Source organism: Brevundimonas sp. M1A4_2e (genome assembly GCF_053345555.1).
Genome location: NZ_JBKFAI010000001.1, coordinates 436,490 through 451,081, shown reverse-complemented (window position 1 = coordinate 451,081; position 14,592 = coordinate 436,490). Strand labels below are relative to the sequence as shown.

The 14,592-nt window shown below is 65.4% G+C and carries 16 protein-coding genes; 14 read left to right on the top strand and 2 right to left on the bottom strand.

Annotated features, from left to right (window positions below):
- The first annotated feature begins 68 nt into the window (after positions 1-68).
- Positions 69-824, top strand: coding sequence for a 4,5-DOPA-extradiol-dioxygenase (gene ygiD / locus ACLBV5_RS02145; protein WP_447604679.1), 756 nt, complete (start codon positions 69-71; stop codon positions 822-824).
- A gap of 21 nt (positions 825-845) precedes the next feature.
- On the opposite strand, the gene ACLBV5_RS02140 is transcribed toward ygiD, so the two are convergent.
- Entirely contained in the window at positions 846-1,256 is a 411-nt protein-coding gene (locus tag ACLBV5_RS02140) for a DoxX family protein (protein ID WP_025976997.1), read from the bottom strand.
- An 82-nt stretch (positions 1,257-1,338) separates the two neighbouring features.
- Positions 1,339-2,895 (bottom strand): AMP-binding protein, encoded by a 1,557-nt coding sequence (locus tag ACLBV5_RS02135; protein ID WP_447604917.1) that lies wholly within the window; start codon positions 2,893-2,895, stop codon positions 1,339-1,341.
- A 218-nt stretch (positions 2,896-3,113) separates the two neighbouring features.
- Between ACLBV5_RS02135 and lipA the strand changes: the two genes are divergently transcribed.
- From lipA to lpdA, 13 genes are all read left to right on the top strand, one after another.
- Positions 3,114-4,088 carry a lipoyl synthase gene (gene lipA, locus ACLBV5_RS02130; protein ID WP_278068929.1) on the top strand — a complete coding sequence of 325 codons (975 nt, stop codon included), beginning with the start codon at positions 3,114-3,116 and terminating at the stop codon, positions 4,086-4,088.
- 4 nt (positions 4,089-4,092) lie between these two features.
- A complete protein-coding gene (locus tag ACLBV5_RS02125) occupies positions 4,093-4,545 on the top strand; it encodes a type II toxin-antitoxin system RatA family toxin (protein WP_025977000.1) in 453 nt (150 codons plus the stop codon).
- A 5-nt stretch (positions 4,546-4,550) separates the two neighbouring features.
- The gene (locus ACLBV5_RS02120; RefSeq protein WP_447604678.1) at positions 4,551-5,672 is read left to right on the top strand and encodes an NAD(P)/FAD-dependent oxidoreductase; all 1,122 of its coding nucleotides are present in this window, start codon (positions 4,551-4,553) and stop codon (positions 5,670-5,672) included.
- A 148-nt stretch (positions 5,673-5,820) separates the two neighbouring features.
- Positions 5,821-6,003: a 50S ribosomal protein L32 gene (gene rpmF / locus ACLBV5_RS02115; RefSeq protein ID WP_024352840.1), complete on the top strand. Its 183-nt coding sequence runs from the start codon at positions 5,821-5,823 to the stop codon at positions 6,001-6,003.
- Between the two features lie 111 nt (positions 6,004-6,114).
- Positions 6,115-6,720, top strand: a complete 606-nt coding sequence (locus ACLBV5_RS02110; protein WP_447604677.1) for a hypothetical protein — start codon at positions 6,115-6,117, stop codon at positions 6,718-6,720.
- Positions 6,721-6,801: 81 nt separating this feature from the next.
- Positions 6,802-8,079, top strand: coding sequence for a phosphopyruvate hydratase (gene eno / locus ACLBV5_RS02105; RefSeq protein ID WP_134580740.1), 1,278 nt, complete (start codon positions 6,802-6,804; stop codon positions 8,077-8,079).
- Between the two features lie 153 nt (positions 8,080-8,232).
- Complete coding sequence (locus tag ACLBV5_RS02100; protein WP_035302209.1) at positions 8,233-8,553, top strand: FtsB family cell division protein; 321 nt, start codon at positions 8,233-8,235, stop codon at positions 8,551-8,553.
- Between the two features lie 112 nt (positions 8,554-8,665).
- Positions 8,666-9,694, top strand: a complete 1,029-nt coding sequence (pdhA, locus tag ACLBV5_RS02095; protein ID WP_025977005.1) for a pyruvate dehydrogenase (acetyl-transferring) E1 component subunit alpha — start codon at positions 8,666-8,668, stop codon at positions 9,692-9,694.
- A 3-nt stretch (positions 9,695-9,697) separates the two neighbouring features.
- Entirely contained in the window at positions 9,698-11,053 is a 1,356-nt protein-coding gene (locus tag ACLBV5_RS02090; RefSeq protein ID WP_447604676.1) for a pyruvate dehydrogenase complex E1 component subunit beta, read from the top strand.
- Positions 11,050-11,367 carry a DUF5076 domain-containing protein gene (locus ACLBV5_RS02085; protein ID WP_303684139.1) on the top strand — a complete coding sequence of 106 codons (318 nt, stop codon included), beginning with the start codon at positions 11,050-11,052 and terminating at the stop codon, positions 11,365-11,367. The genes ACLBV5_RS02090 and ACLBV5_RS02085 overlap by 4 nt, the downstream gene beginning before the upstream one ends.
- A complete protein-coding gene (locus ACLBV5_RS02080) occupies positions 11,367-12,635 on the top strand; it encodes a pyruvate dehydrogenase complex dihydrolipoamide acetyltransferase (RefSeq protein ID WP_445083239.1) in 1,269 nt (422 codons plus the stop codon). Before ACLBV5_RS02085 ends, ACLBV5_RS02080 begins: the two co-directional genes overlap by 1 nt.
- A gap of 15 nt (positions 12,636-12,650) precedes the next feature.
- Positions 12,651-13,130 (top strand): glutathione peroxidase, encoded by a 480-nt coding sequence (locus ACLBV5_RS02075; RefSeq protein WP_447604675.1) that lies wholly within the window; start codon positions 12,651-12,653, stop codon positions 13,128-13,130.
- A 2-nt stretch (positions 13,131-13,132) separates the two neighbouring features.
- Positions 13,133-14,539 (top strand): dihydrolipoyl dehydrogenase, encoded by a 1,407-nt coding sequence (gene lpdA / locus ACLBV5_RS02070; protein WP_447604674.1) that lies wholly within the window; start codon positions 13,133-13,135, stop codon positions 14,537-14,539.
- The last annotated feature ends 53 nt before the right edge of the window (positions 14,540-14,592 follow it).

Here is a 14,592-nt window from a genome sequence, read left to right as displayed (position 1 = left end):
TGCTGTATAAGCATCGTATTTCACTCTCCCCGGAGCCGTAACGCCCAAGAAGCAGCACGGTTAAGATCATGCGCCAACCCGCAGTCTTTTTTGGTCATGGTTCGCCCATGAACGCTCTAGGCGGCCCTTTCGCCCACGCCTGGCGGACCTTGGGGCAGGAGATCGGAAAGCCGACAGGCGTGGTCATGATCTCGGCTCACTGGGAGACGCAGGGTCTGGGCGTGACGGCGCAGGAACGACCGGAAACTATCCATGATTTCGGTGGCTTTCCGGCTGAACTTCATGCCATGCAATATCCCGCGCCAGGGTCTCCCGCCTTGGCCAGTCGCGTGTCGGAACTGACCGGCGCCGTGCAGACAACCCAGTGGGGCCTCGATCACGGAACCTGGTCCGTGCTGGCGCACGTCTGGCCCGACGCCGACGTGCCCGTGGTGCAACTGTCGCTGGATCGCACCATTGACGCCCGTGGTCATTATGAACTGGCCAAGCGCCTGCGCCCCTTGCGGGACGAAGGCGTGATCGTCGCTGGTTCGGGCGACTTCGTGCACAATCTGCGGACGTGGAAGCGGGCGGGCGGCGAGCCGTACGACTGGGCGGTCGATTTCAATGAGGCGGTGAAACGCGCCTTCATGGCCGGCGACCATGACGCCCTGATCGACTGGGTCCATCTGGCCGAACAGGCGCAGCTCAGCGTGCCGACGGACGAGCACTATCTGCCGCTGCTTTATGTCGCCGCCCAGCAGGCGCCCGGCGAGCCCTTGAGCTTCTTCAATGATGTGATCGACGGCGGTTCGATCTCGATGACGGGCGTCCGGATCGGCTGACCGGACGCCGCGTCGCGCGTGTCAGCGTCGGCCGCCGCGCAGGGCGCTGTCCAGAGACCACGGCCCCGGCCCCGCGAAGACCAGATACAGAAAGACGAAGCAGTAGAGGGCCGCCAGCTCCCCGCCGTTGTTGATGGGGTAGGGGCTCTGCGGCGCGTGCACCATCCAGTAGGCTGCGGCGGTGAAGCCGGACAGGATGAAGGCGGTCGGGCGGCTGAACAGGCCCAGCACCATCAGCACGCCGCCGACCAGTTCGATTGGTCCGGACCAGCCCGCCAGCGTCGACAGGTCAATCCCGCCGCCGCGTCCGCCGGGGGGAAAGCCGAGGACCTTCTGCGCGCCGTGCTGAAGCAGCAGCAGGCCGGAGACAAGTCTGAGAAGGCTGAGGAAATGCGGCTCCCAGCCGGCCAAGGATGTCGAACGTCGAGCCATGAAGTCTCCTCGGTCGTGGCGTCCCGAGAGCGGGACCGAACCGTCGAGGTTATGACACTGGCGGCGAACGGCAAGCGCCTTGTCAGGCGCCCTTCAATTCATCCTCGACCCGCTTCTGGATCGTCACATAGTCGGTCTTGCCCGTGCCCAAGACGGGAATGCTGTCGACCTTGATGATCCGCTTCGGCACGGCCAGTTCGGGCGCTCCGTTCTCGCGGGCCCACTCCGTCAGCTGGGCGCTCTCGGCTCCTGCGACGTCGGTGACCAACACCAGGCGCTCGCCCTTCTTGCTGTCAGGGATGGCGACCACCGCGTGGTGGCCAACCGGCCAGACGGCGCCGGCCATGCCTTCGACGGCGGTCAGAGACACCATCTCGCCGCCGATCTTGGCGAAGCGCTTCACGCGCCCCAAGATGGTGATGTAGCCCTCGGCGTCGATGTCGACGATGTCGCCCGTGTCGTGCCAACCGTCTGCCAGAGGCTCCAAATTGTCCGGGTCGTTCGGCGAGATATAGCCTTCCATCACGTTCGGGCCGCGCAGGAACAGGCGGCCGCCGACCGCAATGCCCTCGACCGGTTCGATCCGGTACTCCATGCCCGGCAGGATCTGGCCCACCGTGCCCGGCCGGTTGCGGTCGGGATGGTTCACGGCCACGACCGGCGCCGCCTCGGTCGCGCCGTAGCCTTCCAGCAGGGTCAGGCCGCCGAACTTGGCGTCGAAGGCGGCGCGGGTTTCTTCGCGCACCTTCTCGGCGCCCGCCACGGCGAACTTCAGGGTGGCGAAGTCGCCGGCCTCGGCCACGCGGGCGTACTGGTTCAGGAAGGTGTCGGTGGCGAACAGGATCGACGCCTTCACCTGGGGCAGCAGGTCGGTGATCTGCTTGGCGTGCAGCGGAGAGGGGTATTCAAACGCCTTCAGCCCCTGCAACAGGGGCAGCAGCACCCCGCCGGTCAGACCGAAGCAGTGGAAGGTCGGCAGAGGGTTGAACATGACCCAGTCGGGGTCCAGGTTGATGTGGGCCGCCACCTGACGTGCGTTGGCGACCAGGTTCTTCTGGCTCAGCACCACCCCCTTGGGCGCGCCGAAGCTGCCCGAGGTGAACAGCACGACACCTGCCGAATCCGGGTCGGTCTTCACGCGAAACCGCTTGGGCGCCATGCCGGCGCTGAGGCCGTACAGCTTGTCGGCCAGGCCGATCGTCTTGCGGATGTCGTCCAGCCAGACGATCTCGGAGACCTCGCCGAGGGTCTCCATCAGGTCGTCCAGCTTGGCCTGGGTCACGAAGCGCTTGGCCGACAGGATCTTCTTGACGCCCGCCGTCTTCAGCGCAGCCTTCAGATTGGCCTCGCCCGAGGTGAAGTTCAGCATGACCGGCACCCGGCCGAAGGCGTGCAGGGCGAAGAAGGTCACCACCACGCCCGCGCTGGACGGCAGCAGCACGCCGACGCGCTCGCCCGGCTTTGTCAGTTTGGCGATCTTGCGGCCCAGCACGAAGGCGGCGCGGATCAGGCCTGTATAGGTCAGGGGGTGGCGATCCTGGTCCTCCAGAATCTCCTTGTCGCCATAGCGGGCGCGCGCATCGACCAGCGCGTCGAACAGGGTCTCTTCATAGACCTTGGGGTCCAGGGCTGCCCGCAGCAAGCACGTCCTCCTTCGGAGGGCTCTAAAGACGGCCCTCTCGGTTACAAGAGGCCGGAACCTAGTGACGTAAGGTCTGCTTGAAAAGATGCGTAACGCCGCGTGAGGCTGTTCCGGCGTCGGACTGAAACGCAGTGTGCCTTGCGTTTGCACTGCGGAAAGCCGACATAGCATCGGAAATCCGGCCGCCCTCGAAAACAGGATTCAGACCACCGACAATGGTCACGCTGATCGACACCTTGCAGAAGAAGCCGTCCGAGCTTCGTCACCCGGAAAAGCAGAACCGGCCGGATTCGGTCGTGCTGAAAAAGCCGGACTGGCTGCGCGTGAAGGCGCCCGGCTCGGGCCAGTATAACGCGACCAAGGAGATCGTGCGCTCCAAGGGGCTGGTGACGGTCTGTGAAGAGGCCGCCTGCCCGAACATCGGCGAGTGCTGGAGCCAGAAGCACGCCACCCTGATGATCATGGGCGACACCTGCACGCGGGCCTGCGCCTTCTGCAACGTCAAGACCGGCCTGCCGCAACCGCTCGACCCGGAAGAGCCCGCCAAGGTCGGCCTGGCTGTGGCCCAGATGGGCCTGAACCACGTCGTCATCACCTCGGTGGACCGCGACGACGTGTCGGACGGCGGCGCCGCCCACTTCGCCGAGGTGGTGCGACAGATCCGCCTGCAGGCGCCGAACACCACGGTCGAGATCCTGACGCCTGACTTCCTGCGCAAGGACGGCGCGGCCGAGGTGATGATCGACGCCACGCCCGACGTCTTCAACCACAACCTCGAGACGGTTCCGCGCCTGTATCTGAAGATCCGGCCGGGCGCCCGCTACTTCCACTCGTTGCGCCTGCTGCAGATGGTCAAGGAGCGCGACCCGAACCAGTTCACCAAGTCGGGCATCATGGTCGGTCTGGGCGAGACCAAGGAAGAGGTCATGCAGGTGATGGACGACATGCGGTCCGCCGGCGTCGACTTCATCACCATCGGCCAGTACCTGCAGCCGACGCGCAAGCACGCCCCGATCGACCGCTTCGTCACGCCTGAAGAGTTCAAGGCCTATGAGGCGATCGCGCGGGCCAAGGGCTTCCTGATGGTGTCGTCGTCGCCGCTGACGCGCTCGTCGCACCACGCGGGCGACGACTTCGCCCGGTTGAAGGCGGCGCGCGAGGCTCAGCTGTCGTCCCGGAACGGCCGCTGATCCTTTGGCCGTCCATCGCGTAACGCGCATTCTGCCCTATGCGCCGGAACAGCTCGCCGCCCTGGTGGCGGACGTGCGCGCCTATCCCGACTTCGTGCCGTGGATCACCTCCATGCGCGTCTGGAACGTGCGCGACGAGGCGCCGGGCCTGCATCTGCTGGACGCCGAGGCCGGCGTCGGCTTCGCCTTCCTGACCGAGAAGTTCTCGACCTGGGTCCGCCATGACGTCCATGCGCCCAAGGTCGAGGTCGGCCTGATCCGCGGCCCGTTCAAACACCTGAAGAACCGCTGGGAGTTCCATCCCCACCCCCAGGGGACGCGCCTGGAATTCTTTATCGACTTCGCCTTCAAGTCGCGCATGCTGGACATGATGCTTCAGGCGAACTTCGACCGGGCGGTCGACAAGCTGATCCAGTGTTTCGAGGGCCGCGCCAAGGCCCTCTACGGCAAGAGGTAAAGACCATGGGCGCGCCTTTCGACTTCGATGCGACGGTCGTGGGCGCGGGGGCTGTGGGGCTGGCCTGCGGACGGGCGCTGTCGCGGCGCGGCCTGACGGTGCTGGTCCTGGAGAAGGAGGCGCACATCGGCCAGGGCGTCTCCTCGCGCAATTCCGAGGTGATCCACGGCGGGCTGTACTACCCGACCGGCTCGCTGAAGGCGAAGTTCTGCGTCGAAGGGCGGCGCGCCCTCTATGACTTCCTGGAGAGTCGCAAGGTCGATCACTGGAAGTGCGGCAAGCTGGTCGTGGCGACCGAGGAAGCCGAGGTCGAAGGCATCGAGGCCATCTTCCAGCAGGCCGTGACCAATGGCGTCGAGAACCTGGAGCACCTGACCGGCGCGCAGGCGCGGGCGCTGGAGCCGGAACTGAACGCCCACGCCGCCATCCTGTCGCCCGAGAGCGGGGTGTTCGACAGCCATGGCTATATGCTGGCCCTTCAAGGCGAGATCGAGGACGCGGGCGGCTCGGTCGTCGTCTCGGCGCCGTTCGAAGGCGCCGAAAGCCTGCCGGCCGGCGGCTTTTCAATTCGCGTGGGCGGGGAGGGGGCGATGACCCTGACCAGTCGCCTTCTGATCACTGCGCCCGGCCTGTCGGCTCAGGATGTCGCGGTCCGAATCGAGGGCTATCCGGCCACGGATGTTCCCGCGCGTCATCTGGGCAAGGGAATCTACTTCCGCCTGACCGGCGCGGCGCCGTTCAATCGCCTGATCTATCCGCCTCCCATTCCCGGCGCGCTGGGCACCCATTACCGCAAGGATTTGGGCGGGCAGGGCGTGTTCGGCCCTGATCTGGCCTATGTCCAAACTGAGGACTATTCCGTCGATCCAGCCAAGGCGGAGGAGTTCGCCCGCTACATCCGCCGGTTCTGGCCGGGCGTGACAGTCGAGCGGCTGACGCCCGACTACGCCGGCATCCGGCCCAAGCTGCACGGGCCGGGCGAGCCACAGCCTGACTTTCAGCTTCACGGCGCAGCGAATCACGGAATCGATGGGCTGATGGCGCTTTTCGGCATCGAAAGCCCCGGTCTGACCAGCTCGCTGGCCATCGGCGAGGCCGTGGCGCAAAGCCTGACGGCAAGGGTTTGACGGCCATTGGAACTGACGGTTCCGAGGGTCTTGAAATCGGCTGCGTCTTCATGCATAAGCCCGGCCTCGCGTGGCGGCTCTTATCGGGGGGCCGCCGCTGTTGTTTTCGCGTCTTTACCGGCGCACCGACTTAGAGATTGAGACGGACATGGCCGTTCCGAAGCGCAAAACTTCCCCCTCGCGTCGCAACATGCGTCGCGCTCATGACGCCCTGGGCGCCAACACCTATGTCGAAGACAAGGACACCGGCGAACTGCGTCGTCCGCACCACATCGACCTGAAGACCGGCATGTACAAAGGCCGTCAGGTCCTGACCCAGCAGGAAGACTAAGTCTTTCGGGTCTGACCGGCTTCGGCCGGGCGAAAGTTTTGACGGCGCGCGATGACATCGCGCGCCGTTTTCGTGCGTTATGGCCGGCGTGTCCCAGAAAGAGCGCCATTCATGATCCGTAACGCCGTCCTCAGTTCCGTCGCCCTGTTGGCCTTGGCCGCCTGCAACGCTCCGGAAACCGCCAAAACGCCTGAAGCCGAATCCCCTGTTTCTGTTCCAGCGGCCCCGACGGCTGCTGCGGATGTTCTGACGCCTCAAGGGTATGGGCCGCTCCGAATCGGCATGACCCAGGCTGAGGTGGACGCCGCCGTCGGCCCGCCTCCCGCAAACGCCGCCGACGCCGAGCCTTCGGAATGCCGTCAGTATCAGCCGCCGCGCGGCCCCAAGGGCGTTCTGGTCATGCTGGAGCAGGGCGTCCTGACGCGCCTGACCGCCATCAAGGGATCGGATGTGAAGACCGAGACCGGGATCGGCGTCGGCTCTGACGGCGAGCAGGTGAAGGCTCTCTACGGCGCCGCCGCCGAAGTGACGCCTCACAAGTATCAGGACGCGCCGGCCGCCTATGTCACCATCTGGCCGGGCAGAAACGATCTGTTGAACACCCACGTCATGGACCCCGCTGCCCGCGGCCTGCGTTTCGAGATCGGTCAGGACGGCAAGGTCGCCTTCATTCACGCGGGCGGGCCCAGCATTCAGTATGTCGAGGGATGTTCCTGATCGCGGGCGGCGGTTGGAGATTCCGCACGGTCGGGCTAAACGCCTCGAACAACTCCCACCATTCACTACAGAGTGTCTTTCATGACCGACATCGTCGACATCGTCGCCCGCCAGATCCTCGACAGCCGGGGCAATCCGACGGTTGAAGTGGATGTGATGCTGGAAGACGGCAGCTTCGGCCGCGCGGCGGTGCCGTCGGGCGCTTCGACGGGCGCGCATGAAGCCGTTGAGCTGCGCGACGGCGACATGGACGTCTGGGGCGGCAAGGGCGTCGAGAAGGCGGTTGACGCCGTCAACGGCGAAATCTTCGACGCCCTGTCCGGCATGGACGCCGAGGACCAGCGCCGCATCGACGATGCCCTGATCGAACTGGACGGCACCGAGAACAAGTCGCGCCTGGGCGCCAACGCCATGTTGGGCGTGTCGCTGGCCGTGGCCAAGGCCAGCGCCATTTCGGCCGGCCTGCCGCTGCACCGCTACATCGGCGGCGTCTCGGCCCGCATCCTGCCGACGCCGATGATGAACATCATCAACGGCGGCGCCCACGCCGACAACCCGATCGACATCCAGGAATTCATGATCATGCCGACCGGCGCCGAGAGCTTCTCGGAAGGCCTGCGCATGGGCGCCGAAATCTTCCACGCTCTGAAGAAGGCGCTGAAGGATGCAGGTCACAACACCAACGTCGGCGACGAGGGCGGTTTCGCCCCGAACCTGGCTTCGGCCGACGAAGCCCTGACCTTCATCACCAAGGCGGGTCAGGCGGCCGGCTATCTGGCGGGCGAGGACTTCCACCTGGCGCTGGACGTCGCCTCGACCGAGTTCTTCAAGAACGGCAAGTATGAACTGACCGGCGAGGGCAAGTCCTTCGACGCCGAGGGCATGGTCAACTACCTGGCCGACCTGGTCGAGCGCTTCCCGATCGTCTCGATCGAGGACGGCTGCGCCGAAGACGACTTCGACGGCTGGAAGCTGCTGACGGACCGTCTGGGCGACCGGGTGCAACTGGTCGGCGACGACCTGTTCGTGACCAACCCGCGCCGTCTGGCCGCCGGCATCGGCGAAGGTCTGGCTAACTCCATCCTGATCAAGGTGAACCAGATCGGCACCCTGTCCGAAACGCTGGACGCCGTCGATATGGCCCACCGTGCGGGCTACACCGCCGTCATGTCGCACCGTTCGGGCGAGACCGAGGACTCCACCATCGCCGACCTGGCCGTGGCCACCAACTGCGGTCAGATCAAGACCGGCTCGCTGGCCCGTTCGGACCGGACCGCGAAATACAACCAGCTGCTGCGCATCGAAGAGATGCTGGGCGACCAGGCCGCCTATTTCGGCGACGGCATGCTGCTGAAATAAGCCTCATCACAACGATGCGCCGGGCGCCGCCTCCGAACCTCGGGGGCGGCGTTCGCAATTACGGCCAAGCTACGGTTCGTTAGGCATTTTCGGTCACTGATAGGTCACCGTGTTTGTGCGCGCTCAGAAGGAGCGTCCGTTGTGCCCGAGCAGATGAAGCCATACCTGCCGACCGTGCTGTTGCTGCTGCTGATCGCCTATCTGGGCGTGCAGGCCCTGACGGGTGAGCGCGGTCTGCTAAGCGGTTCGGAACGCGACGCCCTATTGGCCAAGCGCCAGGCTCAGCTGGCCCGCCTGAATGAGCAGCGTCAGGATCTGGAGGTGCGTGTCCGGTATCTGCGCACCGAGAGCCTTTCCAGGGACCTGCTGGAAGAGCGGGCGAGGGCGGTCATCGGCTTCGCTGACCCGCGCGACTATGTCGTGCGGCTGAACGGCCCCGCAGGACGCGCCTCTGAGGCGACGCGCGCCTCCTGAACTATTGTTACAGCGTAGCCGGCTGCTTTGGTTTCGGGAACGAAGGCTGCTAAAGCCCCTTTCCGTAACGATAAGAGTCCCTGATACAGGGGTGTAAGCCGGGAGATGCCGGATGGCGAAAGCCGCCGCTCAGAAAAACTCGCCCAGCGCGGGCGACAAGATTCCGAATACGCCTCAGGCTTCCAAGGAAGACCTGCTGCGTTTCTATCGCGAGATGGTCCTGATCCGACGCTTCGAAGAGCGCGCTGGCCAGCTGTACGGCATGGGCCTGATCGGGGGCTTCTGCCACCTGTACATCGGCCAGGAAGCCGTGGCCGTCGGCGTTCAAGAGAGCGTCAAGCAGGGCTACGACAAGATCATCACCGGCTATCGCGACCACGGCCACATGCTGGCCGCGGGCATGGATCCCAATGAGGTCATGGCCGAGCTGACCGGCCGTATCGGCGGCTCGGCGCGCGGCAAGGGCGGGTCGATGCACATGTTCGACGTGCCGACCGGATTCTACGGCGGCCACGGCATCGTCGGTGCTCAGGTGGCGCTGGGCACCGGCCTGGCTTTCGCGGGCAAGTATCGCGGCGACGACTCGGTCAGCTTCGTCTATTTCGGCGACGGCGCGGCCAACCAGGGCCAGGTCTACGAGAGCTTCAACATGGCCCAGCTGTGGAAGCTGCCGGCCATCTACATCATCGAGAACAACCAGTACGCCATGGGCACGAGCATCGAGCGCTCGTCCTCGACGACCGAGCTGTACCAGCGCGGCGCCAGCTTCGGCATCCCGGGCGAACAGGTCGACGGCATGGACGTGCTGGCCGTGCGCGACGCCGCCGCCCGCGCCGTCGCCCGCGCCCGCGCCGGCGAAGGCCCCTATATCCTTGAAGTGAAGACCTACCGCTATCGCGGCCACTCGATGTCCGACCCCGCCAAATACCGGACCAAGGAAGAGGTGGACGAGGTCAAGAAGACCCGCGACCCGATCGACCATATCAAGATGCTGCTCGCCGCCGCCAAGGCGACCGAGGAAGAGCTGAAGGCGATCGACAACGAAGTGAAGGCCATCGTGGCCGAAGCTGTGCAGTTCGCTCAAGAAAGCCCTGAGCCGGATCCGTCCGAGCTCTACACCGACGTCTACGTGGAGGCCTGATACGTGACGGACATTCTGATGCCGGCGCTGTCCCCCACGATGGAAGAGGGCACGCTGACCAAGTGGCACATCAAGGCTGGCGACGTCGTGTCGGCCGGTCAGGTGATCGCCGAGATCGAGACCGACAAGGCGACGATGGAAGTCGAAGCCGTCGATGAGGGCGAGGTCCTCGAAATCCTGGTGCCGGAAGGCTCCGAGGGCGTGAAGGTCAATACGCCGATTGCGCGCCTGGCGGGCGAAGACGGCGCTGCTGCGCCCGCGCCCAAGGCCGAGGCTGCTGCGGCCGCCGCCCCCGAGGTCAAGGCGGAAGGCGCGCCCGCCGACGCCCCGGTGAAACCGAAGGTCGAACTGCGTGACCCGGAAATTCCGGCGGACGCCAAGCTGGTGAAGACGACCATCCGCGACGCGCTGCGCGACGCCATGGCCGAAGAAATGCGCCGCGACGAGAACGTCTTCCTGATGGGCGAGGAAGTCGCCCAGTATCAGGGGGCCTATAAGGTCAGCCGCGACCTGTTGCAGGAATTCGGCGACCGCCGCGTGGTCGACACCCCGATCACCGAGCACGGCTTCGCCGGCCTGGGCGTCGGTGCCGCCTTCGCGGGCTTGAAGCCGATTGTCGAGTTTATGACCTGGAACTTCGCCATGCAGGCGATCGACCACATCATCAACTCGGCGGCCAAGACGCTGTACATGTCGGGCGGCCAGATGGGCTGTCCCATCGTGTTCCGCGGCCCCAACGGCGCGGCCTCGCGCGTGGCGGCCCAGCACAGCCAGGACTATTCCGCCTGGTACGCTCAGATCCCGGGCCTGAAGGTCGTGGCGCCCTATGACGCCGCCGACGCCAAGGGCCTGCTGAAGGCTGCGATCCGCGACCCGAACCCGATCGTCTTCCTCGAACACGAGATGATGTACGGCCACGAGTTCGACGTCCCGGACGTCGAGGACTACATCGTGCCGATCGGCAAGGCCAAGGTTCGCCGCGAAGGTACGGACGTGACGATCACGGCCCACAGCCGCATGGTCGGCTTCGCCCTGCAGGCCGCCGAACAACTGGCCGGCGAGGGCATTTCGGTCGAGGTCGTCGACATTCGCACCCTGCGTCCGCTGGACCACGAGACCATCGTCGAGAGCGTCAAGAAGACCAACCGCCTGGTCTCGGCCGAAGAGGGCTGGGGTCCGATGGGCGTCGGCGCCGAAGTGGTCGCCCGCGTGATCGAGCACGCCTTCGACTACCTGGACGCCCCGCCGCTGCGCGTGCACCAGGAAGACGTGCCGCTGCCCTACGCCGCCAATCTGGAGGCCCTGTCTCTGCCGGGCGTCGACAAGATCGTCGCCGCCGTGAAGAAGGTGATGGCGTGACGGAGGCCGCAGAGTTCGAACTGGCCGTGCCGGACAGCGTCGCTGCTGACGCCGCTGCGGTCGAGCTGCTGCGCATGTGGTGGTCGAACAACGAGCCGGTGATGTCGGTGAAGCCCGCCTTCGCCGACCCCATCAAGTTCGGGGAACTGCTGGCTTATGCCGCGCGCCACATGGCGCATGGCTACGCCGTGCGTCACGGCCACAATGAGAAGGCCGCCTATGACCGCATCCTTCAAGGGCTCAGCGACGTGATCAAGGCCGATAACGTCCGCACCGTCGCCGAGCCGGTTTCACCGCAAGCGGGGAACGCCTGATGACCGATATCCTGATGCCAGCCCTGTCCCCGACGATGGAAGAGGGCGTGCTGGCCAAGTGGCACGTCAAGGTCGGCGACACCGTCTCGGCCGGCGACGTGATCGCCGAAATCGAGACCGACAAGGCGACGATGGAAGTGGAAGCTGTCGATGAAGGCGAAGTGCTGGAAATCCTGGTGCCGGAAGGCTCTGAGGGCGTGAAGGTCAATACGCCGATCGCCCGCCTGTCCGGCGACGATGTGGCGCCCGCGCCCAAGAAGGCTGACGCTCCGGCAGAGGCCCCCAAGGCTGAAGCGCCGAAGGCGGAGGCTCCCAAGGCTGAGACCGCGCCCGCTCCGGCCGCGCCGAAGTCTGACGACGGCGGACGCATCTTCGCCTCGCCGCTGGCGCGCCGTCTGGCCGCCCAGGCCGGTCTGGACCTGAAGACCGTCAAGGGGACCGGCCCGCACGGCCGCATCGTCAAGCGCGACGTGGAGGCCGCAGGCAAGGGCGGCGCTCAACCGGCCGCCGCTGCTGCGCCCGCGACCTCCGCTGAACCGCGCAAGGCTCTGTCGTTGGCTCAGATGGGCATTGCGGACGGAACCTACGACCTGATCCCGCTGGACGGCATGAAGAAGGCCGTCGCCCGCCGCATGGTGGACAGCGTTCAGAACGTGCCGCACTTCCCGCTGTTCATCGACGTCGAGATCGACCAGCTGATGGCTGTCCGCGCCAAGGTCAACAAGATGCTGGAGCCGCAGGGGATCAAGGTCTCCGTCAACGACTTCGTCATCAAGGCGGCCGCTCTGGCGCTGAAGATGGTGCCGGAGGCCAACGCCTCCTACACCCCCGAAGGCATCGCCATGCACCACAACGCTGACGTCTCGATGGCGGTGGCGATCGACGGCGGCCTGATCACCCCGATCATCAAGAAGGCCGAGACCAAGGGCCTGGCGCAGATCGCGACCGAGTCCAAGGACCTGGCCAAGCGCGCGCGTGAGCGCAAGCTGAAGCCGGAAGAGTTCCAGGGCGGCACTTTCTCGGTGTCCAACCTGGGCATGTTCGGCATCAAGCAGTTCACCTCGATCATCAATGAGCCGCAGGGCTGCATTATGAGCGTGGGCGCCGGCGAACAACGCCCGGTCGTCAAGGACGGTCAACTGGCCGTGGCCACGGTCATGACCGTCACCCTGACCTGCGATCACCGCGTGGTCGACGGCGCGACGGGCGCTCGCTTCCTGCAGGTGTTCAAGCCGCTGATCGAAGATCCCGTGGCGATGCTGGCGTAAGGGAGCCGAGAGGTCATGGCGTCCGTCTATGACTTCTCCGCCCGGGCCATCGATGGCGCGGACGTGTCGCTGGACCGCTTTCGCGGTCAGGCGCTGCTGATCGTCAATACGGCGTCGAAATGCGGCTTCACCGGCCAATACGCCGGGCTGGAGAAGCTGCATCGCGATCTGATTGACGCGCCGTTCGAAGTCCTGGGCTTTCCCTGCAACCAGTTCGGCCAGCAGGAGCCGGGCAGGGCGGCGGAAATCGTGGCTTTCTGCGCCAGCAGTTTCGACGTGACCTTCCCGTTGTTCGACAAGGTCGAGGTCAACGGACCGGCGCGCCACCCGCTTTACGCCTGGCTGACGGCCCAGAAGAAGGGCTTCCTCGGCTCGCGCGCCATCAAGTGGAACTTCACCAAGTTCCTGACCGACCGCGAAGGCCGCGTCGTCGCGCGCTATTCGCCCCAGACTGAACCCGAGGCCATCAAGGCCGACATCGAAAAGTTGATCTGATCATGGCTGCTGAATTTGATCTCGTCGTCATCGGCTCGGGCCCCGGCGGTTACGTCGCGGCCATCCGCGCCAGCCAACTGGGCCAGAAGGTCGCCATCGTCGAGCGCGAGAACCTCGGCGGCATCTGCCTGAACTGGGGCTGCATCCCGACGAAGGCCCTGCTGAAGTCCGGCGAGAAGTTCGAAAGCCTGTCGCATTTGAAGGACTACGGCCTGTCCGCCTCGGGCGCGTCCTTCGACTTCGACGCCATCATCCAGCGTTCGCGCGGCGTGGCAAAACAGCTGAATCAGGGCGTGGGCTTCCTGATGAAGAAGAACAAGATCGAGGTCATCGAGGGCGAGGCCAAGCTTCAGAAAGGCGCCGCTGCGCCCAAGGTCGTCGTGGCTCTGAAGGCCGGCGGCTCGCGCACGATCGAAGCCAAGACCGTTATGCTGGCCGTCGGCGCCCGCGCCCGCGCCCTGCCGCAGATCGGGCTTGAGGCCGACGGCGACAAGATCTGGGCCTATCGCGACGCGCTGGCGCCGAAGAAATTGCCCAAGACCTTCGTGGTCATCGGCTCGGGCGCCATCGGCATCGAGTTCGCCAGCTTCTATCGCGCCCTGGGCGCCGAGGTGACGGTCATTGAAGCCGTCGACCGCATCATGCCGGTCGAAGATGAGGAGGTCTCCAAGGCCGCTCAGAAGGGCTTCGAAAAGCGCGGCATCAAGTTCAAGCTCGGCGCCAAGGTGACGAAGGTCTCCAAGGATTCCAAGGGCGTGAAGGTCGATCTTGAAATCAACGGTAAGGTCGAAAGCCTGGAGGCCGAGGTCTGCATCTCGGCCGTCGGCATCACCGCCAACACCGACGGCATCGGCCTTGAGGCGCTGGGCGTCGAACTGGACCGCGGCCATATCAAGACCGACAGCCACTGCCAGACCAATGTGAAGGGCCTGTACGCCATCGGCGACTGCGCCGGCGCGCCCTGGCTGGCGCACAAGGCGTCGCACGAAGGCATTCACGCCGCCGAACACATCGCCGGCTACAAGACGCCGAACGTCCATTCGCCTATCGCGGGCTGCACCTACGCCCAGCCGCAGGTCGCTTCGGTCGGCGTGACGGAGCAGGGGGCCAAGGCCGAGAAGCGCGAGGTCAAGATCGGCCGCTTCCCGTTCAAGGTGAACGGCAAGGCCATCGCGGCGGGCGAAACCGAAGGCTTCGTCAAGGTCATCTTCGACGCCAAGACCGGCGCCCTGATCGGCGCCCATATGATCGGCGCCGACGTCACCGAGATGATCCAGGGCTACGTCACCGCCATCACCATGGAAGCGACCGAGGAAGACATCCACGGCATCGTCTATCCGCACCCGACCATGTCCGAGGCCATGCACGAGGCCGCGCTCGACGCCTATGGACGCGTCATCCACATCTAAGGCCGGTTGTTAGAAAATCTGAACTGTGGCTAAGAGGAGCGCTCCTCCCCATG